Raw genomic sequence first — 24,551 nt, 5'->3', positions numbered from 1 at the left:
CGATGCCCGCACTTGACCAGACGGCAGCGTGCATTCACGCTGCCGTTTGACCTTGATCGCCGCCGAAAGCACCAGGATTCAAGAGATGGACAAAACCAGCAAGACGCCGCCGAGCGAAACGGATGACGTGATCGAATTGCCGATCCTGCCGTTGCGTGATGTCGTGGTCTATCCGCACATGGTCATTCCGCTTTTCGTCGGTCGCGAAAAGTCGGTCAGTGCCCTTGACGCCGCCATGGAAGCCGACAAACAGATCCTGCTTGTCGCCCAGCGCAGTCCGGATGTCGACGAACCCGAGGCGGGAGACCTCTACTCGATCGGCACGATCGCCTCGGTGCTGCAGCTGCTCAAGTTGCCGGATGGCACGATCAAGGTGCTGGTCGAAGGCACTTCGCGCGCCGAAATCACCGGATTCTCCGAACGCAACTCGCTGCTGACCGCGCGCGTGCGCGCGCTCGATCCGGTCAATACGCGCAACGACCGCGAAATCGAGGTCATATCGCGTTCGCTGGTCTCCCTGTTCGAGCAACTGGTCAAGTTGTCGCGCAAGATTCCCCCCGAGCTGATGGCCACGCTGGCCGGACTCGAGGATCCCTCGCGCCTGGCCGACACCATCGCCGCGCATCTTTCGGTCCGGCTGCAGGACAAGCAGCAGGTACTCGAGACTCCCGACGTCGCCGATCGTCTCGAACGGCTGATTGCCCTCGTCGATGGCGAAATCGACGTGCAGCAGATCGAGAAGCGCATTCGCGGCCGGGTCAAGTCGCAGATGGAGAAAAGCCAGCGCGAGTACTACCTCAACGAGCAGATGAAGGCGATCCAGAAGGAGCTCGGTGATTCCGAGGACGCGCCGAGCGAACTCGAGGAACTGGCGCGCAAGATCGAGGCTGCGGGCATGCCGAAGGCGACCCTGGCCAAGGCCCGCGCCGAACTCGGCAAGCTCAAGCAGATGTCGCCGATGTCGGCCGAAGCGACGGTCGTGCGCAATTACATCGACTGGCTGGTCGGCGCGCCGTGGAAGAAGAAGACCAAGGTTCGCAGGGACCTGCGTATGGCCCAGGAAGTGCTCGATGCCGACCACTTCGGACTGGAAAAGGTCAAGGATCGTATCCTCGAATACCTCGCCGTGCAGCAACGCGTGCACAAGATGAAAGGACCGATCCTTTGCCTGGTCGGCCCCCCCGGGGTCGGCAAGACCTCGCTCGGTCAGTCGATCGCCAAGGCGACCAACCGCAAGTTCGTGCGCATGTCGCTCGGTGGCGTGCGCGACGAAGCGGAAATTCGCGGTCACCGGCGCACCTACATCGGATCGATGCCGGGGCGGATCATCCAGAACATGTCCAAGGCCGGTACGCGCAATCCGTTGTTCGTGCTCGACGAGATCGACAAGATGTCGATGGATTTTCGTGGCGATCCGGCCTCGGCCCTGCTCGAAGTGCTCGATCCCGAGCAGAACAACGCCTTCAGCGATCACTATCTCGAGGTCGATTTCGATCTCAGCGAAGTCATGTGGATCGCGACCGCCAACTCCCTGAACATTCCCGGCCCGCTGCTCGATCGCATGGAAGTGATCCGGATCCCGGGCTACACGGAGGATGAAAAGGTCAATATCGCGCAACGTTACCTGGTGCCCAAGCAGCTCAAGGCGAACGGGTTGAAGGCAGCCGAGCTGAGCATTGCCGAGAGCGCCATCCGCGGTGTGATCCGCTACTACACGCGCGAATCAGGCGTACGCAATCTGGAGCGCGAGATTTCCAAGATCTGCCGCAAGGTGGTCAAGGAACTGAGTCTTGCGACGGCGCCGAAAGCCGGCAAAGCGGCCAAGGCGGTATCGAAGAAGGCAACCGCCAAGCCGTCGCCGGCGAGGAAGCGCAGTGCGATCAGCGTGAGCGAGGAAAATCTCGACGATTACCTGGGCGTGCAGAAGTTCAGTTTCGGACGTGCCGAATTGCAGAACGAGGTCGGGCTCGTGACTGGCCTGGCCTGGACCGAGGTCGGTGGCGACCTGCTCAGCATCGAGGCGACCACCGTTCCCGGCAAGGGCAAGTTGCAGCACACCGGACAACTCGGCGACGTCATGCAGGAGTCGATCCAGGCCGCGCTCAGCGTGGTCAGGGCGCGCGTCGACAGGCTTGGTGTCGATCCGGAGTTCTACCAGAAGCTCGATGTCCATATTCACGTTCCCGAAGGCGCCACGCCGAAGGATGGCCCCAGTGCCGGTGTCGCCATGTGCACGGCCCTGGTCTCGGCGCTGACGCGCATCCCGGTCCGCTCCGATGTGGCCATGACCGGCGAGATCACCCTGCGTGGTCGTGTCCTGCCGATCGGCGGACTCAAGGAAAAGCTGCTTGCGGCGCATAGGGGTGGCGTCGGTACCGTCATCATCCCGGAGGAAAACCGCAAGGATCTCGCGGACATACCCGCCAACGTTACCGAATCGCTGCAGATTCGCCCGGTGAAGTGGATCGACGAAGTCCTCGATATCGCGCTCGAGCACCCGCTGACACCGGGCAGTCGCCCGGATCAAGCAGTGACCGCGACGGTGGAGACAAAGCACAAGGGTGCGGTCGAGGATGCTCCGGTGAGGCCGCACTGAGCGGGTGGACCGGCTCATCCGGGAGGCGCGTGGAATTGCCGGAAGTGCGCCCTCGGTCATTGACGAAAGCACCGTTTCTTGATCGGCGGAGATTCGGTTCCGGATCGCTGAAAGTCGCGCCAATCCTTGTGTTGCGCGGTATCTGGGGCACTGGTATAAAGGTCACGCCACGATCCGCCGGCGCAATCGAATGCGGCAGGATCGCGGAGGAACGATGCCCACGCCGGAGGTCAGCCCACCTCGCTTGCAACGCGTGGCATGTTCATTCCAATCAAATCTGGGTTGCTGCTCGAAAGGGAGTTGATAATGAACAAAGCTGAATTTGTTGGCGCCGTGTCCGACGCTGCCGATATGACGAAAGCAGACGCCGAGCGCGCGGTAGAAGCGGTATTCAAGGTCGTCAAGAAAGCCCTCAAGTCCGGAGACAGCATTTCGCTGGTCGGCTTCGGCACTTTCAGCGTGCGCAAGCGCGCTGCACGGACCGGTCGCAATCCCCGCACCGGCGACACGATCAAGATCAAGGCGTCCAAGGTTCCTGCTTTCAAGGCCGGCAAGGGCCTCAAGGACGCGATCAACTGAGCGGTCAGGGGTGCTTAGCTCAGCGGTAGAGCGTCGCCCTTACAAGGCGAGGGTCGGGGGTTCGAAACCCTCAGCACCCACCACCCCGCGCTACGGGCGTCCAGTCGGTTACAATGTCGGACTGTCACGCCGGGGGTAGCGGATAGGATCGTCTCCAAGTCGCTACTTCCCAAGCAGGGCGCCCGAGTGGCGCCCTTGCTTTTTCATGCGGAGGCCGGGCGTCAGGTTCCGCGATCCACGGTCGACGGCCCGGGCTGCCCGCCGAAGGCTGAACACTCAAACCATTAGGCGGTTGCATGCTTCAGGCACTACGCGCAAAAACTTCCGGATTGATCGCGAAGATCGTGCTCGGCGCGATCATCATTGCTTTCTCGTTCTTCGGAATCGAATCCTATTTCATCAGCAGGACCGATTCGTTCGTGGCGAAGGTCGGCGACAGGGAAATCTCGCAGCAGGAATTCCGTTCGCGATTCGACGAGTACCGGCAGCAGAAGCTGCAGGAAACCGGCGGCCAGATCGACGCGCGCCTGTTCGAACAGCCGGCGATCAAGCGCCAGTTTCTCGATCAGCTTGTCGACGAGCAGGTCCTGCTTGCCGCAAACGAAAAGCTCGGCGCCGTGATTCCGGCCGATCGCCTGCGCAAGGAGATTTCGCGGATTCCGGCGTTCCAGAAGGACGGCCAGTTCGACCAGGATCTGTACCGGGCGAGATTGGCCGCGGTGCGCAAGACCCCAGTGGGTTTTGCCGATGAAGTAGCTCGCGAAATGTCCACGCGCGAGATCCCGGTGGCCGTTGCCACGACCGCATTCGTGACCGATCGAGAGGTCGATGATTTGCTGCGCCTGCGCGGCCAGCTCCGCGATTTCCGCTTTGTCACCCTGGCGAAGCCACAGCCTGCTGACACCAAGATCGGCGACGAGGAACTCGAGGCCTACTACAAGGCACATCAACAGGACTACATGAATCCGGAAGAGGTTGCGCTGGACTACCTCGAGATGGATGCCAAAGCGCTCGACGTACAGCTCAACCCGGATGACGCCACGCTCAAGGAGCGCTACGAAAAGGACAAGGCGCGGTATGTGACTTCGGAACAGCGCCTGGCCTCGCATGTGTTGATCAAGGTGGCTGGCGACGGCGGTCCGGACGAACAGAAGAAGGCGCTGGAGAAAGCGGAAAAGGTTGCCGAAGCCGCCAGAAGCGGCAAGGACTTCGCCGAATTGGCCAAGACATCGTCCGATGACCTCGGATCCCGGGCACTCGGCGGCGATCTCGGCTGGCTGGACAAGGGCATGACCGATCCCGCATTCGAGGATGCCCTCTACAAGCTCGACAAGGGCCAGATCTCGGATCCGGTTCTTTCCTCGGAGGGCTACCATGTAATCGAGCTTCGCGATCTCAGGCCGGGCAAGACCCGCAGCTTCGAGGAGGTTCGCGACGAGTTGGCCAAGGAATACCAGGAGTCCGAGCGCGAGCGCGTCTATAACGACAAGTCCGGCCGGCTCATCGACCTGACCTACGCGGACTCGACCTCCCTGGATCCTGCTGCCACCGAGCTTGGCCTGACGGTTCAGAAGACCGGCTTGTTCTCGCGCCAGGGTGGTGCCGGGATTGCTTCCAACCCTGCGGTCATCGAGGCTGCATTCTCCGATCCGGTCCTGGTCCAGGGAAACAATTCCGACAAGATCGAACTGGGTCCCAACCATATCGCGATCGTGCGCGTCACCGAGCACAAGCCGGCGACGCCGAAACCGCTTGAGGAGGTTCGCGCCGATATCCAGAAGCGCATCATTGAAGAACGCGTCAGCAAGCAGGCCAGGACGCGTGCCGATGCGTTGTTCGCACGACTCGAGGGCGGCGAGGGGCTCGACAAGATCGCCGCCGAGCTCGAGCTTGCGGTCAAGGAAGAGCGCGGTATCGGTCGAAACGCGGTGAACGTGGATGGAGCCCTGGTCAATGCGGCATTTGAGCTGCCGCGTCCGCAGGAGGGAACGCCGGCCTACAAGATGGTCGAGCTGGCCAACGACGAGTTCGCCCTGCTGCGACTCGACAACGTGGCCGATGCCGATCCAACGGCGGTCGATGCAACTACCCGCGAGTCGGCAAAGAATACCCTGCAACAGGCGATTGCCAGTTCGGCCGCGCGCGACTTCATCGCTTCACTGCGGGCCGGCATGGACATCAAGATCGCGGAAGATCGCATGTAACGAAAAAAGGGCCGCGTCGCGGCCCTTTTTGTCAGGGTTGATGGGCCGGAGTTCGGCTGGATCAGATGCCGGTCATGCCGACGGTGCTGTACCCGCAGTCGACATAGGTGATTTCGCCGGTGACACCCGAGGCGAGATCCGAACACAGGAAGGCGCCGACATTGCCGACTTCCTCGGGTGTTACGTTGCGCCGCAATGGTGCATTGGCCTCGACATGGTCGAGCATCTTGCGCAGGTTGCCGACGCCGGAGGCGGCCAGGGTCTTGATCGGGCCGGCCGAGATCGCGTTGACCCGCGTGCCTTCCGGACCCAGGTTGAAGGCCAGATAGCGGACGTTCGCCTCGAGGCTGGCCTTGGCGAGACCCATCACGTTGTAGTTCGACAGCGCGCGCTCGGCACCGAGATAGCTGAGGGTGAGAATGGAGCCGTTGCGGCCCCGCATCATGGGCCTGGCCGCCTTGGCCAACGCGGCCAGACTGTAGCTCGAGATGTCGTGGGCGATGGCGAAACTCTCGCGTGTCAGGTTGTCCAGGAAGCCACCCTGCAGCGCCTCGCGCGGGGCGAAGCCAACCGAATGGACAAGGATATCCAGGCCGTCCCATTGCCGTCCCAGTTCATCGAATACCGCGTCGATCTGCGCATCGTCGGCTACATCCAGCGGCAGGACGATGTTGGACCCGAATTCCGCAGCGGCATCTTCAACGCGGCTCTTGAGCTTGTCGCTCTGGTAGGTAAATGCGAGCTCGGCGCCCTCCCGATGCATCGCGCTGGCAATGCCCCAGGCGATCGAGCGCGTACTTGCGATGCCGACGATCAGGGCGCGTTTGCCTTGTAGAAATCCCATGTGTCCTCCGTTGCCTGTCGATGGGCTTCGTTCGCGTATCCGTTGGTGCAGGGCAGCCTGCCGATGGTGCATTGGTTCCCTGCGAGCCGCGAGGCCGGGTTCAAGTCACCAGCGCGTAGCCCATGCCAGGTAACGACCCGGCTGGAACGAGAGCCCGTGGTCGCTGCCGGATATTCGATTCCGGATCGTCCAGCCCGACAGCAGCGCGCGCAGTGTAACCGAGTCGCCCGAACGATTGACGGCGGGTTTCAATACCCGGGCGCACGGATGCGCAGCCGCGTGCCGATGCGCAAGGTCGAATCGCGGCCGATCGCATTCCAGCGCAGCAATTGACCGAGGCGAAGGCCGTAGCGGAGGGCGATTGTGGACAGGGTGTCGCCAGACCGTATCAGATGAAACTCCGGGACACCCCCGGCCGCAGTCTCGGACCGCTCCGCGGGCACCAGAACAACCTGACCTGGACGCAGATCGGCGGCGTCGGACAGTCGGTTGGCAGCGACCAGGGCGGTAGTCGGGACGTGCATGCGGCTGGCGAGGTCCATGAGCGCGATCGGATGCTCCACGCGCAGGGATTTCCAGTAGGCGCGCTGTGTTACGGGGATTTCCTGCAGACCTGTCTCGAATCCGGCCAGGCGTGTCTTCGGCAGCAGGATCCGATCCCTCAATACGGCGCTGGGCGATGCCGGATCGCGAGCGGCGTTGAGTCGGCGCAACCGCTCGGGCGACAGTCCGGAAAGTGCCGCCGCGAGTCTGAGGTCGATTGGTGCCGACAACGCCAATTCGTCGAGAACATCATCCGCCTCTACCGTCGGCAAGCTCACCCGGAAACGATCCGGCTCCCTGATGATGCAGGCAAGCGCGAGCAAGCGCGCCAGGTGCTGGTGCGTGATCGGACTCAGTTTCAGCCTGGCGAGCGCGTCCGCGGAGAGCAATCGGCCTGGCGTGGCGGCGAGCTGCGCCTTGATCCGGTATTCACCGGCGTTGTAGGCCATGGTCGCCAGGCGCCAATCGCCAAACTCACGATCGTAGCGTTCGAGCAGGTCCAGGGCGACGCGGGTCGATGCCACGATATCGAGGCGCTCGTCGAGCGTCCGATCCACCACGAGCCCACGGGAAGTCGCCGTGCCCGGCATCAGTTGCCAGACGCCGGCCGGGCTCCGGCTGGTGGCGGGGACGAGCGGACGATAGCGGCTCTCAACGTAGGGCAGCAGGGCGAATTCGGTCGGCAGCTTGCGGCGTTCGATGTCATCGAGGACGAGCAACAGGAATGGCATCGCATCGCGCCAGTTCGAGGCAAACCGGTCGGCAGATCGCGTGAAGCGACTAGCCTCCCGCAGAATCGCCGGCTCGTAGTCGCATCCGGGCATGACGAAGCCTTCGCGCAATCGTTGCCAGGGGCTCGCTGGAACCCTCGGCACGCCGGCATCCGGGGATAGCGGCGCAGGTTCGGTTGCAGCGGAGTAAGGCTGGCCATGCGGCTCGGCAGCGCGGTCGACGGGCGGTCGGGTCTGTGAGACCGGTACGGAACAGGCTGCCAGGGCAAGTGACAGGGTGAGCGCCACGGGCCAGGCCCACGAGCGAGGCCTGCTGTCGATCATGCGCGGAATGAGTCCTTCAGGCGACGCAATGCGGCGAATCGGTCAACCCGGCTACAAGCTTCGATCTGCAGGGCATTGAGGGACTCGATGATGCCTGGCGCGTCGGCGCGCAGGAACGGATTGCAGGCCAATTCCTCCGACAGCAGGGAGGGTACGGTGGGCTGGTTCGCCGAACGTGCCTTACGGACGTGTTCGAAGCGTGCCTCCAATGCCCTATTGTGCGGCTCGACCGTCAATGCGAAAGCGCAATTGGCCATCGTGTACTCATGGCCGCAGCAGATGCGGGTATGACCAGGCAGCGCGGCCAGCCGTTCCAGGGATTCGAGCATTTGCGCCGGGGTTCCCTCGAACAGGCGGCCACAGCCGATGCTGAACAGCGTATCTCCGCAGAAAAGCAGGTCTTGACCGTGGTAGGCAACGTGACTGCGGGTGTGGCCGGGCACGGCGATGACCTCGAACCGGCAGGCCGGAAATGCAATCTCGATCCGGTCACCGTCGTCGACGCGGTGCGTGGCGATTCCGATGCGTTCGTCGCGCGGCGCGTAGACCTCGATCGGTTCGCGCGCACAGAGTCCGGCAACGCCGCCGATGTGATCGGGATGGTGGTGGGTCAGCAGGATCGAGCGCAGGCGAAGGTTCCGATCGTCCAGCACTGCCTGCAGGGGTGCGGCCTCGCCGGGATCCACCGCCAAGGCGTTGCCTTCGCCGTCGGCGAGCAGCCAGATGTAGTTGTCGTTCAGGGCCGGAATCGGCCAAAGTCGCATGGATTCCATGGAGGACACTATAGCGCCAGCGGCGGAATGTCGGGCCGGAGCATGGCGCGCAAGGTCGCCGAGCCTGATGATCTGGCTGCCGCTGCCGCTGCCGCTGCCGCTTCCGGCATCTCCCGCGGCCGCACAACTTTTCCCGGGTGGGCGAAGACCTCGCGAATCGAGCGGGTTAAACTCGCAGGTCGATGGATCTCACCAGTCCAGCCAACAGGGAAATTACGGGCCGTGCATCTTGTGCCTCGCAGTATCTTCGAGCTTGTCGAATTGCAGCATCTGCTGGCCGGCGAGTGGAACCTGGCGCGCGCGCGTGCGGCGCTCGTGGCGTCTGGGCCGGGGTTGTCGATCGACCCGTTGGCGGTAGGCCAGGCCCGCGCGATATCGAGCCATCCGGAATGGACCCGCCTGCACCGGCATGGCAACGGCCTGGCCGGGGACCTGCGCTGCCTTCCGGACAGCCTGCCGTTCGAGAATGACAGCATGCAGTTGATCGTGGCCCGCCATATCGTCGACGTGCTGGGCCCCGGCAGCGGGATCGAGGCGGAACTCGCCCGCATCCTGGCGCCGGGCGGGATGCTGTTCCTGTTCGGTCTGAATCCACTGAGTCCCTGGCGGTTCTGGCTGTCGCGTCAGGTCCGGCATGGCTTGCTTCTTCCGGACTACTCCTCGTCAGGACGCGTGCGCAGCGCGCTGGTCGGTTGCAAGCTCTCAATCGTGCGCCGGGAGTTTCTCGGCGGCGCCTGGCCGGGGAACTCGCGCGACGCATCGCTGACGGATTCTGGTCCTGCTGGCGCGATCTGGGAAGGCGCATGGCTGCTCGCGGCGCGCAAGCAACGTGTCGGCATGCGTCCGATACCGCTGCGAGCGGGTCGCAGGCGGGTGCCCGTCAACAGCGCCCTTGCGCAGTCGCCGAGCCGGCGCGTGAGCCCATGAGTTCCGTCGAAATGTTCACTGACGGAGCCTGTCTTGGCAATCCGGGACCCGGCGGCTGGGGAGCCTTGCTGCGTCGCGGTTCGCATGAGCGCGAACTGTCGGGAGGCGAGGCGCACACCACCAACAACCGCATGGAACTGCTCGCAGTGATCAGTGGACTCGAAGCCTTGCGCAAGCCGTGCTCGATCGCACTGACCACCGATTCGCAATATGTCATGCGCGGGGTCACCGAATGGATGCCGCGCTGGATCGCCAAGGGCTGGCGAACGGCGGGTGGCGATCCGGTCAAGAACAGGGACCTGTGGGAGCGCCTTGCGCTGGCCCTTGGCCCGCATGCGGTTGAATGGCACTGGGTCCGTGGCCATGACGGTCATCCCGAAAACGAGCGCGCGGATGTCCTTGCGCGGCGGGCTGCCGAAGCCATGCGCGACAGCCAGGAGGCGGCGACGTGAGGCAAGTCGTGCTGGATACGGAGACGACCGGTCTCGAAGTAGGCAAGGGCCATCGGATCATCGAGATCGGTTGCATCGAACTGCTCGAACGGCGTCCGAGCGGGCGGACCTTTCATGTCTATCTGAACCCCGAGCGCAGCGTGGACGAGGGCGCCCGCGCCGTGCACGGCATCGGTGACGACTTTCTGCTCGACAAGCCGCGTTTCGCCGAGGTGGCCGCGGATTTCCTCGCCTTCGTCGAAGGCGCCGAGCTGATCGCACACAACGCCAGCTTTGACGTCGGCTTTCTCGACGCCGAGCTTGCCCGTGTCCAACCGGAGCTGGGGCGACTCGGCGATCGCAGTCAGATTCTCGATACCCTGCAGATGGCCAGGGAAAAATTCCCGGGCCAGCAGAACAACCTCAATGCGTTGTGCAAGCGGCTCGGCATCGACAATCGCCACCGCGAACTGCATGGCGCGCTCGTCGATGCCTACCTGCTGGCCGATGTCTATCTGGCGATGACAGCCGGCCAGGGCGATCTGGGACTGGCCGTGGAGGCATCCGATCAGCCACGGGCGGCGATCGCGACGGGTCCGGTTTCGGGTGCGGCCTTGCGAATCGTTCGCGCGACCGCCGAGGAACTGGCCGCGCACCTGCGTCGCCTCGAATCGATCGAACGATCCAGTGGGGGCGCCTGCGTATGGAAAGCGCCCGCGGCCAGCTGACATTTGCCTGGCGCCACCAGGGTGGAGAACCAGCGTGTGGCGGAATCGACCATCCAGGTGCGGCCCGTTTCCACGTCGATGCGGACGGGGGCGTCGATTGCCGCGTTGCCCCCTGCGCGGACCAGCCCGGAATTGCAGGCATCGGACCGTTTCGCTCGGCCAGGGCGTGAGAAATGTGGTCGATGTGGTGCATAATCGGCCCGGGGAAGATGGCCCGAACGTGAGTCCAGGCGGATAGCCACGGGGAGAAGATCTATGAAGCGTTGCGGTTCTGCATTGCTCGTCATGCTGCTGCTGGCATCAAGTCCAATCGTCGCGACGGCCGCGCCTTCGGCGGTCAGCACCATTGAATCCCACAAGCATCTTGGCGTGGCCAGTTGCAGCAACAGCGTCTGCCATGGCGCTTCGCAACCATTTCGTGACTCGAATGTGCAGCAGAACGAATTCGCCATCTGGCAGGAATTCGATCCGCATGCCAAGGCCTGGCAGAGCCTGCAAAGCGACGCCTCGAAGTCGATTGCCCGCAATCTCGGCATCGGTGACCCGACTGCGGCCAAGGTCTGCCTCGATTGCCATGCCGATTCGATTGCCGCCGACAAGCGCGGTGATCGTTTCCAGGTTTCCGATGGCGTCGGTTGCGAATCCTGCCACGGCGGTTCCGAGCTCTGGCTCAATGCGCATGCCGATCGTTCGGTCAGTCACGACGAAAACGTCAAGAACGGCCTTTATCCGACTGACCAGCCCGTGGCACGGGCGCGTTTGTGCCTTTCCTGCCACATGGGAACGTCCGATCGGATGATCACGCATCGCATCATGGGTGCCGGCCATCCGCGACTGTCCTTCGAACTGGATACATTCACCTGGCTGCACCCGCACTACAAGATCGGTGAAGCCTGGACCAAGCGCAAGGGCGAGTGGAACGGCGTTCGCGACTGGGCCGTCGGCCAGGGCGTCGCCGCCGAGAACCTGCTTGACCTGGTTGTCGACGAGAAGGCCGGCTGGAAAGGAATATTCCCCGAACTGGTCCTGTTCGACTGCCACGCCTGCCATCGCCTGATGTCGGGCCGGAAGTGGGGCCCGCGCCAGGGTACCGGCCTCGGGCCGGGCGTCGTGCGCCTGAACGATGCCAACCTGGTCATGTTCCGTCATGTACTGGCGCCGGTCGACAAGGCTGCGGCGGCACGCCTGCTTGAGCAGACACGCGCCCTGCACAAGGCGACGACCCAGAGCCGGGATGCAACCTTCGCCGCGGCGCGACGCCTGCGGGCGACAATCGAGGAATTGCTGCCCACCGTGGCCGCCTTCAACTATGGGCCGGACAGTCTCGACGCCATCCTTGCCAGCATCGAAGCCGATGCCAAACGTGGCGAATATCGTGACTACGCGTCTGCCGAGCAGGTGGCCATGGCCGCGCAATCGGTCGTCGTCGCATTCGAAAACGACGGCAAGGTCGATGGCGACAAGGCGACCATGCTGCGCAGCCGGCTCGATGCGCTGTACGCCACGATCAAGGACGAGAATTCCTGGTCCGTACAGAATTTCAACAATGCACTGGCTGCATTGCGCGCTGCCGCACCCTGAGGCCTTCCGTTGACGCCTCCGCGAGGGGGCGTCACGGGATCCAGAGCGGCGAGGATCGGATTGGTTCGGGTGGTTGGCCGCGATCGCTCAGCGATTGCGGACGAGGATGACCGTGACGTTGTCCGAACCACCGCCATCGAGCGCGGCGAGAATCAGCTGGTCAACGCATTCCTGTGCCGACAGCTCCGGGCGGGCCAGCAGGGCCGCAATCTCGGCGTCGCTGACCTCCTCGGTCAGGCCGTCGCTGCATAGCAGGATCTGCATCCCGGCGCCGAATTCGCCGCGCACCAGTTCGACCCGCAGCGACTGCGGATCGGTGACGCCCAGTGCCTGGGTCACCACGTTGCGATGCGGGTGATGGCGGGCCTGTTCACTGGTGATGGCGCCCTGGTCGATCAGTTCCTGGACGTAGGAGTGGTCCTGCGAGATCTGCTTGAGCGCCCCGTTCCAGAGGTAGATGCGGCTGTCGCCGACCCAGGCGATCTCGAACTCGTTGGCGCCGACCAGGCGCATCGCGGCGATTGTCGTGCCCATCGGCAGGGCTTCGCTGCGCCGGTTCGAATGTCGGATGATTTCCTCGTCGGCCAATTGCACCGCCCGCACCAGCGGAGTGCCCTTGTCGATCTCGGCAATCAGGGTGTCGCGGGCGATGGCGCTGGCGACTTCGCCGTGTTCGTGGCCGCCCATGCCATCGGCGACCAGCCAGACGCCCATGTCGGCGTCGGCATAATAGGTGTCTTCGTTGTGCTCGCGGCGCAAACCGACGTGCGAGCTGTGGCCGAATTCGATCATGCGCAGTCGACTAGCCTGAAGGGGAAATCCCGATGGGATACCGCTCCGGCAGCCTGCCCCTGTGGAGGCTGTCCGGCGATACGGCATGATGCCGCGCCTGCACGGCCGGGCGCAAGCGTGCGGCCGGGGGTCGATCGAATTGGTGCCGAAGGCGAGAATCGAACTCGCACTCTGTCGCCAGAACCGGATTTTGAGTCCGGCGCGTCTACCAGTTCCGCCACTTCGGCGCGGGGCGCGGAGTATACGCCAGAACGTGGTGCCCGATTCAAGCCCCGATTCCGCGACATCCTCGCGTTCAATGCGTGCGGTCCAGCGAAAGTTGGCACTGGTCGCGGCCGTACCAGTTGTCCCTGATCTTGCGGAATACCGCGCACGAGGTCATCGAGCCGCGATAGATGTGCAGGGAAACGGCAATGGCATCGTCGCTCGGATTGCGGATGGTGTGGTATTCGTGCGGCGGAATAAGGCTTCCGGCCGAGCCCGGGCCGGCCAGCATCGTGCCGCGTGATTCGAAACGGTAGAGCCCCTGGTCCTGCTCGACCAGTTCGTAGGGGGTGACCTCGATCTGTCCATGCCAGACGCCTTCGACGCACCACATTCCGGCATGGTCATGGATGGCGGTACCCTGGCCGGGCCCCCAGGTCATCGCGATCACGCAATAACCGAGATCGTCGCTGCGATAGATTTCGCGACGCGCGTAGTGGTCGCTGGCAGGCTCGTAGACACACTTCGGCAGGCTCACATCCTGGTCGTGCATGAGACGGCACAGGGTCTGGCGCAGGGCATCGGTGATGGCCGTGGTGCAGTCCTTGCGCACTGCGTCGTCGAGGGATTCGACGAGTCTGCGCGAACCGGGAAAATCGAGTGCAAGCATGTCGTACTGGCCTGTGTGGATCGGAAAGCCGGGGATTGCGCATGGCTGCGCCCCGGGGCTGGCGGACCAATTCTACAGCGAGCCCAGAAACGGCGCGATTGCCCCGCCAAAGCCGTCGATATCGACGAGGAAGGCATCGTGTCCCTGTGGACTGTCCAGCGCCACGAAATCCACATCGGCACCGCCCTGGCGCAGACCGGCCGCGATCTCCTCCTGCTGCGAGAGGGGAAACAGGATGTCCGTGCTGACGCCGATGACCAGGGCGCGTTCGAGGTGGATACGGGCGAGCCCCGCCGAGGCATCGCCGCCGCCATGCTCGGCGATGTCGAACCAGTCGCTGGCACGCGAAAGGTAGAGATAGCAGTTCGGATCGAAGTTGCGCACGAAGCGTTTCGCATGTCCGGCCAGATACGACTCGACCTGGAACTCGGCGGCGAAGGGTTCGTCGTCGCGTTTTTCGGAATCGAGCCGGATGCGCGCGAAGCGGCCGACCCACTCCATCGCCGAACGATAGGTGATGACGCCGAGTTTGCGCGCGATGCTCATGCCGGCATCCGGATAGTGTTCATCGTCATACTGGCCAAGCTGCCAGTCAGGATCGAGCCGGATTGCTTCGCGCTGCAGTGAGCGGATCGCGATCGAAAAAGGTTGGGCCTGTGGCGCCGTGGAGATGCTGATATGCGCCCTCGCGCTGCCGGGGTGCATGGAGAGATAGGCCAGGGCCGTCATGCCGCCCATCGAATTGCCGATCAGACAGGCCAACCTGGCGACGCCGAGCCCGCTCACCAGCTCATGCGCGGCGTTCGCGGCGTCCTCGAGGCTGAGCTCGGGAAAGTCCAGTCGGTACAGTCGTCCGGTATCCGGGTTGATCGATGCCGGGCCGGTCGAGCCCTTGCAACTGCCCAGGGTGTTCACGCAGATAACGAACCAACGGCTGGTGTCGATCGGCTTGCCCGGTCCCAGCATGTCCTGCCACCAGCCCGGCGTGGGATCGTCCTCGTTCGCCGCCGCATGCGCATTCGGCGAGAGTCCGGTCAGGATCAGGATCGCATTGTCGCGGCTGGCCGAGAGTTCACCCCAGGTTTCGTAGGCGACGCGTGCGCCATGCAGGACGCCGCCGCGCTTCATGGGGAATTGCGGCGAGAGCTCGAAGTAGCGTCGTGCGTCGCCAGGAGTGCGCTGGCCAGGGCTCGCCATCAACAGCGCTCCCTTTGTACTGGCGGCGCTTCGCCCGCTCGCCAGGCGTCAGGGCACGACACTGTCGATGACCAGGTCGAGTGGCTGCTTGCGGGCGATGTCGATGCCGTTGGCCAGCACTTGAAGATCGCCAGACTGGGCCAGGGCATTGCCACTTCGCGAAACACGCGCGCCGACGACCACCTTCGGAAACATCGACAGCTTCATCGATGGCAGCATACCCATCGAATCGTCGAGCGTCACCGTCACGGGCAGTGTCGCGGCCGACAGGCGCTGAATCGCCAGCGGCATCGGCGGACCATTTTCGGCGCGGGCGAACACGAACAGCGTGGCCGTGGGATCGAGGCGATCGCGCAGGCTCGGGTCGAGGCTGACATTCACGGTCAGTGCGGCGCCCGCCACCGGGCTGGCCGATTCCTTGCCGGTTGCCTGAGCCGGTGCGGTCGGCGCCGCGGCCACCTCGGCGATGGCCACGGTGCCGCCCAGGCGCTGCGCATCGGCGATCTGTTCGCGCACGCTTTTTGCGATATCGCTGTCGGGCGGCAAACCGGGCAACAACTGGTTCCAGGCCGTGATCGCCGCGTTATAGTCGCCGGCCTGGTAGTCGCTGATGCCGATCAGCCAAAGTGCGCGTTGGTGTCCAGGGTCGGCCTTCAGCACGCCCTCGATCAGCTCTCGGGATTTGCCGGAAATACGGCGGCCCTCCCCGGACAAGGCCAGGGCCTGCGCGTATTCGACGGTCAGGTCATGGTTGTCGGGTTCGAGGTCGTAGGCGCGTTTGAGCGCATCGCGCGATTCGGCAAACTTGCCGGTGGCCTGGTAGGCCCGGCCGAGCAGGGCCCAGCCGTTCGCATTGTCCGGGTTGGCCTCGAGCTTGGCCACCAGGCCCGCGATGGCCTGGTCCATGTCGACCGTTTGGCCGGCGGCCTCGCCGGCGGTCGGGTCCTGATCGGCCGATGCGACGAGCCGGGTCGGGTCGAGTGCGCGCGGATCGCCATTGAGGCTGTACAGGACGATGGCGCCAGCCGGTACCAGCAAGGCGACCAACACCGACACGAGCAAGGTACCGCGTGCGCTGCCGGAGCCGGCCGAAACCGCGGCGGCCGGCGCCAGCGTGGCCAGCTTGGCCCGGTATTCGCTGTCGTCGATGACGCCTGCGGACAGCGCATCGTTCAATGCCTTGAGTTTCCGTGGATCCGCATCGCGGGTAGTGGCGGACATCCGGCGCTGCCTGAGCAACGGAACCAGAGGGAAGGCCAGGGCCAGGGCCAGCATGGCGCAGACCAGTACCACGAACATCGTCATTACCAGTCTTCCTCGGTGGTGGATGCGGGGGGCGCGGAGGATTTCGTCGCGCCACGACGGCGCACGATCCTGGCCACGACCATGCTGCCGATCAGCAGGACCAGCAGCGGACCGAACCAGAGCAGGAACGTGCCGCCGCGCAGGGGCGGGTTGTAGAGCACGAAATCGCTGTAGCGGGCGGTCAGGTAGTGCTTGATTTCGTCATCGGACTTGCCCTGGCGCATTTGCTCGAAGACTTCCTCGCGCAGGTCCTTGGCGAGATCGGCGCTCGAATCGGCGAGGCTCTCGTTCTGGCAGACCAGGCAACGCAGCTGGCGGGTCAGGTTCTGGAAGCGCTGTTCCTCGGCGCGATCCTTGAAAGGCAGTGCGTCGATGGCAGCTGCCGCCAGCGGCAACATCAGCGCAACGCAGAGCAGCAACGCGCGCGGTCCGCCCAGCCGGTTCAGCGATCGTGGCTTCATTTGCCGGCTCCTTGCATGGCTTTCAGGCGCGGCTTGAGTTCGAATGCGACGATCTCGGGTGTGATCGCACCGATTCGCTTGTAGCGGATGATGCCGTCGCCGTCGACGAGGAAACTCTCGGGTGCACCGTAGACGCCGAAATCGATCGCGACGCGACCCTCGCGGTCGGCGATCACGACCGAGTAAGGATCGCCGAACTGGGCCAGCCAGCGCGTGGCGTCGGCCGGATCGTCTTTGTAGTTGAAACCGATGATCGGGATGCCGAGCGACTTGCCCTCGGCCATCAGGATCGGGTGCTCGTCGCGACAGGCAAAGCACCAGCTTGCGAAGACGTTCAGCAGGTACGGCTGGCCGCGCAGGTCGGCATTGCTGATACGCTTTTCGTCGTTGCCGAGCACGGGCAGGTCGAAGACCGGTGCCGGCTTGCCGATCAGGGGCGAGGGCACTTCGTTGAGCGAATTGTTGCGCATGTAGTGGATGCCGAAGCCTAGCAGGGCCGCGACCAGCGCGAAGCCGAGCAGGGGAATCAGGCGCGCATTCATGCCGTGGCCTCGCCGCCGATCGTAGCCGGGTTCGGGGCCGCAGCCGGCCCCGGCTGCGGCGCGGTAGCCGTGATCCTGCGGAAGCGGCGATCGCTCGCGGCGACAAAGCCACCGATCATCATGAGCAAGGCGCCGAGCCAGATCCAGCGTATCAACGGCTTGAGGTAGACGCGTACCGACCATGCCCCGCCATCACCGAGCGGCTCGCCCAGAGCGACATACAGATCGCGCGTCAGGCCCGGGTCGATATCCGACTCGGTCTGGATCTGCGCACTTCGCGTGTACTGGCGCTTCTGCGGGTGCAGGACGGCTACTGCGGAATCGCCGCGCAGGACCGTGATCGTGCCTTCATCGGCCTGGTAGTTCGGGCCGGTCATATGGCGGACACCGTCGAAGCGGAATGTGTAGGCTCCAAGCGCAACCGTCTCGCCATTGCCGAGACGGACGTCCTTTTCGACGCTCGTCCCTTCGGTCCCGAGCACGCCCGCGAGGAATACGGCGAAGCCGAGATGGGCGAGGATCATGCCGAGCATCTCCGGCGTGAAGCGGCGCCCGGCCGGGGCGGTGCGCCAGCGCATGAGCGCATAGGCGAGGATGCCGAGCCCGACCCATATCGAGGCGGCGATGCCGGCGAATGCCTTCCAGCCCATGCCGCTCGTGACGAGCCAGGCGAGGCCGCTGGCAAGGACTGCGAGTACGAGGGGGATCCGCAACGCGCGCAGGGCCGAGGCGAAGCTGCCCTCGCGCCAGCGCAACATGGGTCCAAACGGGATCAGCATGACCACCGGTGCCATCAGCAACACGAACAGGAAACCGAAATACGGCGGACCGACCGAAATGCGACCTAGATTGAACGCTTCGGCGAAAAGCGGATACAGCGTGCCGAGGAACACCATCGCCGCCGCGCACGTGAACAGCAGGTTGTTGATCAGCAGCAAGGTCTCGCGCGAAGCACCGGCGAACGGTTCACCGCCGGCGACCTTCGGCGCGCGCAACGCGTACACGAGCAGCGAGCCGCCCACCGTGATCGAGAGAAAAGCAAGGATGAACAGGCCGCGCTCGGGATCGCTCGCGAACGAATGCACCGAGGTCAGCACCCCCGAGCGCACGAGGAAGGTGCCGAGCAGGGACAGCGAGAACGCGAAGATCGCGAGCAGCAGGGTCCAGGCGCGGAAGCTGCCGCGCTTCTCGGTGACGGCTTGCGAGTGGATCAGTGCGGTGCCGACCAGCCAGGGCATGAACGAAGCGTTCTCGACCGGATCCCAGAACCACCAGCCGCCCCAGCCGAGTTCGTAGTAGGCCCACCAACTGCCGAGCGCGATGCCGAGCGTCAGCACGCCCCAGGCCGCGTTCGTCCAGGGTCGCGACCAGCGCACCCATTGCTGGTCGAGACGGCCGCCGAGCAGGGCCGCGATCGCGAACGCGAAGGCGACCGAGAAGCCGACATAGCCCATGTACAGCATTGGTGGGTGCACGATCAGGCCGAAGTCCTGCAGGACCGGGTTGAGGTCGTTGCCGTCGGCCAAGGCCGGCACATGGCGCGCGAAGGGGTTCGAGGTCAGCACGGTGAACAGCAGGAAGCCGAGGCTGACGAAGCCGAGCACGCCGAGCACGCGCGCGATGAAGTCGTCGGGGAGACGGCGGCTCGTCGCGGCCACTGCGATCGTCCAGATGTTGAGGATCAGGATCCAGAGCAGCAGCGACCCTTCGTGTGCGCCCCATACTGCCGAAAAGCGGTAGTACCACGGCAGCAGCCGGTTCGAGTTCTGGGCCACGTAGGCGACCGAGAAATCCTGGCTCAGGAATGCCCAGGTCAGGATCGTGAACGCGCAGACGACGAATACGAACTGGCCGGCTGCGGCCGGCCGGGCGACGGCGATCAGGGCGCGGTTGCCGGTCTGCGCACCGATCAGCGGCACGACGAACTGCACTGCGCTCAGCATCAGGGCGAGTATCAGCGCGAATTGACCGAGTTCTGGGAGCATGGGGTGGCCTGCCTGGTCAGATGGAGTTGGAGCCGAAACCGGTCCGGTCCGGATAGGGCGGATTCATTGCGCCTGCTGGTCTGCGGTCTCGGGGACACTGTGCTTGCGGTGGGCTTTCTGCATCGCCTCGGCGACGTCGCGGGGGACATAGTTCTCATCATGCTTGGCGAGCACTTCGGTGGCGACGAAGTGTCCATCGTGCATTTCGCCGGTGGCGATGACCGACTGCTTCTCGCGGAACAAGTCCGGCAATATGCCTTCATATTCAACACGCATGTCGCCATCTCCGTCGGTCACGACGAAGCCGACCGTCAGCGACTGACCGCGCTCCACCGAATGTTCCTTGACCATGCCGCCGATGCGGAACCGCGCGCCGGCCGGCACCTTGCCGGCGATGATCTCGCTCGGGGTGTACAGGTAGGTCATGTTCTGCTGCAGCGCGAGCACGGTCAGTGCCGTGGCCGTACCGACTGCGAGCAGGATCAGTCCGACCAGCATCAGTCTTCGCTTGCGGGTGGGTGTCATGGGCTTTTCTCCTGGCGCTTGCGATCGCGCTTGAGGCGACCGCGCAGTTCGGCGATGACGCGCCTGTTGCGGAGTCTGGGGGCAATGAAGTCGAACAACAGAAAGAGCATGAAGATGGCGTAGGACGACCAGACATAGGCTCCGTAGCCCCCCATGGCGAGGAATTCGCTCATGCCGGCTCTCCCTTGCCGAGGGCGATTTCACGAGCCCATTCCTTGCCACCCTCGAGTTCCACCAGGCTGACCCGCGCCCGCACGAGCACGCTGGCGAAAAACCAGACATGCGTCGCCAGGGCCATCAGCAACAGCGGCCAGAGCATGCTCTCGTCGATTCGCGACGGACCCAGCAGGCGTACTGTCGAGCCCTGGTGCAGGGTGTTCCACCAGTTCACCGAGAAATGCACGATCGGCACGTTGACGATGCCGACCAGGGCGAGAAACGCAGCCGCACGTGCGGCCTGCCTGCGGTCTTCGATGGCGTTGTAGAGCCCGATCACGCCAAGATAGAGGAACAGCAGGACCAGTTCGGAAGTCAGGCGGGCATCCCAGGTCCACCAGGTGCCCCACATCGGCTTGCCCCAGATCGAGCCCGTGATCAGCGTTATCGCCGTGAAGACCGCGCCGACCGGGGCGCTGGCCATGGCCAGGATCTCGGAAATCTTGATCCGCCAGACCAGTGCGATGAAGGCGTTCGCGGCCATGAAGAAATAGGCGAACAGGCTCATCCAGGCGCACGGCACGTGGATGAAGATGATGCGATAGGCGTCGCTCTGCTGGTAGTCGGCCGGGGCCACCACGAGACCGCCGTACAGGGCCGCCAGCCCGCAGATCACGGCGAAGCCGAACAGCCACGGCGCCAGTCGCACGGCGATCCGGTGAAAAACCGGGGGCGACCCGAATTTGTGGAACCAGAGTGTCAGCGTGTTCATCAGGATATCGAGATCCGCAGGGCAGCCGCACAGGCCAACGGAGCCAGCACCAGGGCCAGCGCCAGGGCTGCTCCGAGCCAGAGCAGGGGAGCCAGGTACGCCAGACCCGACTGCGCCGCATTGCACGCTCCGGCGGCAAAGATCAGGACCGGTACATACAGGGGCAAGACCAGCAAGGCCAAGAGCATACCAGAGCGCCGCATGCCGACGGTCAGGGCCACGCAAACCGCACCGAACAGGCTCAGCAGCGGCGTCGCCAGGGCCAGCGCCGCGAGCAGAACCGGCAGGACGCTGCGCGGAAGATGCAGCATCTCGGCCAGTACCGGGGCCACTACGATCAGAGGCAAACCCGTGGTCAGCCAGTGCACGGCAATCTTGCTGCCGAGCAGCAACGGCAGCGGATGCGGCGAAAGGACCAGCTGCTCGAGACTGCCATCCTCGTGATCGCCGCGGAACAGGGTATCGAGCGCCAGCAGTCCGGCCAGCAGGATGGCGACGAAGACGATGCCGGCCGAGATGCGTGCCAGCTGGTTCGGTTCGGGGCCCAGCGCCAGCGGGAAAAGGACGACCACAATGACGGCGAAAAGGACGGGATTCAGCGCATCGCCACGACGGCGCCAGGTCAGCAGCAGGTCGCGACGGACCAGGGCCGCGCAGGCACTGGCATTGGTGCCGTATCTCATGCCGTCGCCCTCAACGGCAGCCGGCGCGGACTACCGGAGGTGAACGCGTAGGCACCGTGCGAGGTGACGAGGGCGGCGCCGCCGCGTCGCGCTTGCGCATCGAGCAGGCGATTGACCAGGTCGATGCCTTCCCGGTCGAGGTTGGCATAGGGCTCGTCGAGCAGCCACAGGGCCGCCGGCACCAGCAACAGGCGGGCCAGTGAAACGCGCTTTTTCTGTCCGGCGGAAAGTTGTCGGGTGGGGACATCCTCATAGCCTTCCAGGCCGACGCTGGAGAGAGCCAGATGCGGCGTGATACCGGCACGCAGGCCGAACACGCCGATTGCGAAATTGAGGTTCTCCAGCGGCGTCAGATCGGCCTTTAAGCCCGGTTGATGGCCGAGCAGGGCGACCTGGTGCGAGAGCCTCGCCACGGTCAGGTTTTCCCCGTTCAGACGGACCGATCCGCCACCAGGCGCAAGCAGGCCGGACAGCACCCGCAGCAGGGTCGTCTTGCCGGAGCCGTTGTCGCCCTCGATAAGCACGACTTCGCCGGCATGCAGGCGGAAATCGAGGGGCCCGAATACGGGCTCGTCGTTGCGCGAATAGGAGAGGTCCCTTGCCTCGAGCAAGGGCATCGGATCGTTGGATTCGCCGGCAATCATCAGCTTGCGGATATCTCGAGCATGCGGGGATGCGCCGCGGCCAGGGCGCGACAACCGGACAAGTGTAATGGACATCGCTGAGCCCTGCGGATCATGCGACATTCGATGCCCGGGATGCCTGATCACGATGTGTTCACTATTTGCACGGATTCCTTGCAGTAGACTGCGGCTGATGACGTCGAACGGATGCCGAGTTCCATGCGCGCACCGCTACCCACCGACGAGAGCACACGTCTGCGCAGCCTGCGGGCCCTCGAGGTGCTCGACAGCGAGAGCGAGCCGCTTTTCGATGCCATGACCCGGGCCGCGGCACTGGCGGCCGGGACGCCCATTGCCCTGGTCAGTCTCGTCGATGCCGATCGCCAGTGGTTCAAGTCCAACCATGGAATGGGCGAAACCACGCAGACCTCGCGTGATGCGGCGTTCTGTGCGCACACGATTCTTGGCGAGGGCGTGCTCGAAGTGGCCGACGCTCAAGCCGATGCCCGCTTTGCCGACAATCCCCTGGTGACGGACGGGCCCAGGATCCGCTTCTATGCGGGCGCGCCGATCATCCTGTGCGATGGTTCGCGCATCGGCAGCGTGTGCGTGATCGACCGCCAACCGCGCTCATTGTCCGGGCAGCAGCGCGCGATCCTCGCCGAGCTGGGACGGGCCGCGGCGATGGCTCTCGAGCAGCGCCGGCATGCGATGGATCGTTCACGTGCGCTGGCCCGGCAACGCCAGGCCGAAGCCTTGCTTGCCGAGGACAGGCTCCGCCTGTCCAACATCATCGAATCCATGCGCGTGGGAACCTGGGAATGGAGTATCGGCAGCGGTGCGTTGCGGCTCAATTCGCGCTGGGCGGCCATCATCGGGCGCACACCCGACGAGCTCGAGCCGGCTTCGATCGAAACCTGGCAACGATGCTGCCAGGAAAACGACTGGACCCAGCTTCAGCGTGCGATCGAAAGCCATCTGCAAGGCAGCACCGAGGAAATCGATTGCGAGTTGCGCATGCTGCACAGGGACGGGTCGTATGTCTGGGTCCGTTGCCGTGGTCGTGTCATGCAGCGCAATGAGGTCGGTGCGCCCCTGCGCATGTGCGGGGCGCTGGCCGACATCTCCAGGGCCAAGGAGACCGAGGCTCGCCTGCAGGCCAGCGAAGCCTTCCTCGACCGGACCGGGCGCCTGGCCAGGGTCGGCGGCTGGGAACTTGACCTGCAGACCATGGAATTCACGTTCTCGGACCAGGTCTGCCGGATCCACGAGGTTCCTGCAGGCTTTCGACCGGATCTCGATGAGGCACTCGGGTTCTATCCGGTCGAAGCGCGCGCGACGCTCGAGGCCGCGGTGCGCAAGGCCGTCGGCGACGGCCGCGGCTGGGATCTCGAATTGCCTTTCGTAACGGCGCGCGGAAACCACGTCTGGGTCCGCGTGGTCGGCGAGGTCGAGTACGCCGAGGGCCAGCCGCGCTGGCTGATCGGAGCCTTGCAGGAAATCACCCTGCGGCGGCGTGCGATTCGGGCGCTCGAAGTCAGCGAGCGGCGCTTCCGCAAGCTGTTCCAGCACAGCCTCGGCCTGATCTGCACGCATGACCTCGAGGGCAACCTGATCTCGGTCAACCCCGCTGCAGCAAATCAGCTCGGCTATTCGGTGTCCGAGCTGGTCGGCAGGAATTTCAGCGAGCTCATGCCGGATGAGTTGCGACAGGAGTTCGAGAAGTACATGCAGCGTATCGTCATTGCCAAGACCGACTCCGGGGTGATCCGGCTCAAAGCCCGAGATGGCAGCCTGCATACCTGGCAATACCACAACGTTCTCGATGACGAGGACGAGCATCCCTATGTGCTCGGCCATGCTCAGGACATCACCGAACGCGAGCAGCACGAAAAGACGCTCAGGGAGCTGACGATCCGCGACCCGCTCACCGGATGCTTCAACCGGCGCCTGCTCCATGAGATCGAAAAGGAACTGCGCCCGGGCGATCGCTGGGCCTGCATCGCCGTCGATCTGGACCGGTTCAAGCTCGTCAACGATACCCACGGTCACCAGCGCGGCGACGAGGTGCTGATCGGCATGGGGCAGTTCCTGTCCCGTCACGTGCGTCCGCGCGATCATGTCGTACGCGCCGGCGGCGATGAATTCCTCGTCCTGCTCCGCGATGTCGACGAAACCGGTGTGCAGCGCGTCGTCGAGGCATTGCGCGACGACCGCGCGCAGGCGCCGATAGCGTTCACCCTCGGCACCGCGGTGCGGCGTCGCGGCGCGACCCTGGAGGCGACCATCGCCGTCGCCGACGACGCGCTCTACGCACAGCGCAGCCGCGATCGCGGATAGGCGCGGGCTTTGCCCGCTCGCATCTACGGTGGCCG

Annotated in this window: 23 protein-coding genes and 2 tRNA genes; 9 read left to right on the top strand and 16 right to left on the bottom strand. The window is 64.4% G+C overall.

Features of this window, described 5'->3' with window-relative positions; genetic code table 11:
* Positions 1-85: 85 nt before the first annotated feature.
* The 4 genes from lon to BM125_RS00465 all read left to right on the top strand — a co-directional run bounded on the left by lon (position 86) and on the right by BM125_RS00465 (position 5,379).
* Entirely contained in the window at positions 86-2,596 is a 2,511-nt protein-coding gene (lon, locus tag BM125_RS00480) for an endopeptidase La (RefSeq protein ID WP_092403927.1), read from the top strand.
* A gap of 306 nt (positions 2,597-2,902) precedes the next feature.
* Positions 2,903-3,175, top strand: a complete 273-nt coding sequence (locus BM125_RS00475; protein ID WP_092403926.1) for an HU family DNA-binding protein — start codon at positions 2,903-2,905, stop codon at positions 3,173-3,175.
* Positions 3,176-3,183: 8 nt separating this feature from the next.
* Positions 3,184-3,258 (top strand) — tRNA-Val (locus BM125_RS00470).
* A 213-nt stretch (positions 3,259-3,471) separates the two neighbouring features.
* On the top strand, positions 3,472-5,379 hold the full coding sequence (locus BM125_RS00465; protein WP_092403925.1) for a SurA N-terminal domain-containing protein: 1,908 nt from the start codon (positions 3,472-3,474) through the stop codon (positions 5,377-5,379).
* A 61-nt stretch (positions 5,380-5,440) separates the two neighbouring features.
* Here the strand turns inward: BM125_RS00465 and BM125_RS00460 are convergent, their stop codons facing one another.
* The 3 genes from BM125_RS00460 to gloB all read right to left on the bottom strand — a co-directional run bounded on the left by BM125_RS00460 (position 5,441) and on the right by gloB (position 8,585).
* Positions 5,441-6,223: an enoyl-ACP reductase FabI gene (locus BM125_RS00460; RefSeq protein ID WP_092403924.1), complete on the bottom strand. Its 783-nt coding sequence runs from the start codon at positions 6,221-6,223 to the stop codon at positions 5,441-5,443.
* Between the two features lie 248 nt (positions 6,224-6,471).
* Positions 6,472-7,821 (bottom strand): LysM peptidoglycan-binding domain-containing protein, encoded by a 1,350-nt coding sequence (locus BM125_RS00455; protein WP_092403923.1) that lies wholly within the window; start codon positions 7,819-7,821, stop codon positions 6,472-6,474.
* The gene (gene gloB, locus BM125_RS00450) at positions 7,818-8,585 is read right to left on the bottom strand and encodes a hydroxyacylglutathione hydrolase (RefSeq protein ID WP_092404130.1); all 768 of its coding nucleotides are present in this window, start codon (positions 8,583-8,585) and stop codon (positions 7,818-7,820) included. Before gloB ends, BM125_RS00455 begins: the two co-directional genes overlap by 4 nt.
* 51 nt (positions 8,586-8,636) lie before the next feature.
* Here gloB and BM125_RS00445 point away from each other — a divergent pair, with 51 nt between their 5' ends.
* The 4 genes from BM125_RS00445 (at position 8,637) to BM125_RS00430 (ending at position 12,261) form a co-directional block, all read left to right on the top strand.
* Positions 8,637-9,521, top strand: a complete 885-nt coding sequence (locus BM125_RS00445) for a class I SAM-dependent methyltransferase (protein ID WP_139224790.1) — start codon at positions 8,637-8,639, stop codon at positions 9,519-9,521.
* The gene (gene rnhA / locus BM125_RS00440; protein WP_092403921.1) at positions 9,518-9,973 is read left to right on the top strand and encodes a ribonuclease HI; all 456 of its coding nucleotides are present in this window, start codon (positions 9,518-9,520) and stop codon (positions 9,971-9,973) included. The genes BM125_RS00445 and rnhA overlap by 4 nt, the downstream gene beginning before the upstream one ends.
* Positions 9,970-10,680, top strand: coding sequence for a DNA polymerase III subunit epsilon (gene dnaQ / locus BM125_RS00435; RefSeq protein ID WP_092403920.1), 711 nt, complete (start codon positions 9,970-9,972; stop codon positions 10,678-10,680). The genes rnhA and dnaQ overlap by 4 nt, the downstream gene beginning before the upstream one ends.
* Before the next feature lie 255 nt (positions 10,681-10,935).
* Positions 10,936-12,261, top strand: coding sequence for a cytochrome c family protein (locus tag BM125_RS00430; protein ID WP_092403919.1), 1,326 nt, complete (start codon positions 10,936-10,938; stop codon positions 12,259-12,261).
* An 87-nt stretch (positions 12,262-12,348) separates the two neighbouring features.
* Here BM125_RS00430 and BM125_RS00425 read toward each other — a convergent pair whose 3' ends face one another.
* From BM125_RS00425 to ccmA, 13 genes are all read right to left on the bottom strand, one after another.
* Positions 12,349-13,053 carry a PP2C family protein-serine/threonine phosphatase gene (locus BM125_RS00425; RefSeq protein ID WP_092403918.1) on the bottom strand — a complete coding sequence of 235 codons (705 nt, stop codon included), beginning with the start codon at positions 13,051-13,053 and terminating at the stop codon, positions 12,349-12,351.
* A 140-nt stretch (positions 13,054-13,193) separates the two neighbouring features.
* A tRNA-Leu gene (locus BM125_RS00420) sits at positions 13,194-13,280 on the bottom strand.
* 68 nt (positions 13,281-13,348) lie between these two features.
* Positions 13,349-13,927 (bottom strand): cysteine dioxygenase family protein, encoded by a 579-nt coding sequence (locus tag BM125_RS00415; protein WP_092403917.1) that lies wholly within the window; start codon positions 13,925-13,927, stop codon positions 13,349-13,351.
* A 72-nt stretch (positions 13,928-13,999) separates the two neighbouring features.
* Positions 14,000-15,124, bottom strand: coding sequence for a homoserine O-acetyltransferase MetX (metX, locus tag BM125_RS00410; RefSeq protein WP_092403916.1), 1,125 nt, complete (start codon positions 15,122-15,124; stop codon positions 14,000-14,002).
* Between the two features lie 48 nt (positions 15,125-15,172).
* Positions 15,173-16,429, bottom strand: a complete 1,257-nt coding sequence (locus tag BM125_RS00405; protein WP_092403915.1) for a c-type cytochrome biogenesis protein CcmI/CycH — start codon at positions 16,427-16,429, stop codon at positions 15,173-15,175.
* A complete protein-coding gene (locus tag BM125_RS00400) occupies positions 16,429-16,890 on the bottom strand; it encodes a cytochrome c-type biogenesis protein (RefSeq protein ID WP_092403914.1) in 462 nt (153 codons plus the stop codon). Before BM125_RS00400 ends, BM125_RS00405 begins: the two co-directional genes overlap by 1 nt.
* Positions 16,887-17,432: a DsbE family thiol:disulfide interchange protein gene (locus tag BM125_RS00395; RefSeq protein WP_092403913.1), complete on the bottom strand. Its 546-nt coding sequence runs from the start codon at positions 17,430-17,432 to the stop codon at positions 16,887-16,889. The genes BM125_RS00400 and BM125_RS00395 overlap by 4 nt, the downstream gene beginning before the upstream one ends.
* A complete protein-coding gene (locus BM125_RS00390; protein ID WP_092403912.1) occupies positions 17,429-19,417 on the bottom strand; it encodes a heme lyase CcmF/NrfE family subunit in 1,989 nt (662 codons plus the stop codon). The genes BM125_RS00395 and BM125_RS00390 overlap by 4 nt, the downstream gene beginning before the upstream one ends.
* A 63-nt stretch (positions 19,418-19,480) precedes the next feature.
* Positions 19,481-19,942, bottom strand: a complete 462-nt coding sequence (gene ccmE / locus BM125_RS00385; protein WP_092403911.1) for a cytochrome c maturation protein CcmE — start codon at positions 19,940-19,942, stop codon at positions 19,481-19,483.
* On the bottom strand, positions 19,939-20,115 hold the full coding sequence (gene ccmD, locus BM125_RS00380; RefSeq protein ID WP_092403910.1) for a heme exporter protein CcmD: 177 nt from the start codon (positions 20,113-20,115) through the stop codon (positions 19,939-19,941). Before ccmD ends, ccmE begins: the two co-directional genes overlap by 4 nt.
* A complete protein-coding gene (locus tag BM125_RS00375; RefSeq protein ID WP_425429585.1) occupies positions 20,112-20,870 on the bottom strand; it encodes a heme ABC transporter permease in 759 nt (252 codons plus the stop codon). Before BM125_RS00375 ends, ccmD begins: the two co-directional genes overlap by 4 nt.
* Positions 20,870-21,553 (bottom strand): heme exporter protein CcmB, encoded by a 684-nt coding sequence (gene ccmB, locus BM125_RS00370; protein WP_092403909.1) that lies wholly within the window; start codon positions 21,551-21,553, stop codon positions 20,870-20,872. Before ccmB ends, BM125_RS00375 begins: the two co-directional genes overlap by 1 nt.
* The gene (gene ccmA / locus BM125_RS00365) at positions 21,550-22,197 is read right to left on the bottom strand and encodes a heme ABC exporter ATP-binding protein CcmA (protein WP_092403908.1); all 648 of its coding nucleotides are present in this window, start codon (positions 22,195-22,197) and stop codon (positions 21,550-21,552) included. Before ccmA ends, ccmB begins: the two co-directional genes overlap by 4 nt.
* A gap of 198 nt (positions 22,198-22,395) precedes the next feature.
* Here ccmA and BM125_RS00360 point away from each other — a divergent pair, with 198 nt between their 5' ends.
* On the top strand, positions 22,396-24,516 hold the full coding sequence (locus BM125_RS00360; protein ID WP_175497780.1) for a sensor domain-containing diguanylate cyclase: 2,121 nt from the start codon (positions 22,396-22,398) through the stop codon (positions 24,514-24,516).
* The last annotated feature ends 35 nt before the right edge of the window (positions 24,517-24,551 follow it).

This window comes from Dokdonella immobilis, assembly GCF_900115085.1.
GTDB lineage: Bacteria > Pseudomonadota > Gammaproteobacteria > Xanthomonadales > Rhodanobacteraceae > Dokdonella > Dokdonella immobilis.
The sequence above is the reverse complement of the archived record's forward strand: the minus strand, read 5'-3'. Positions and strand labels throughout refer to the sequence as shown.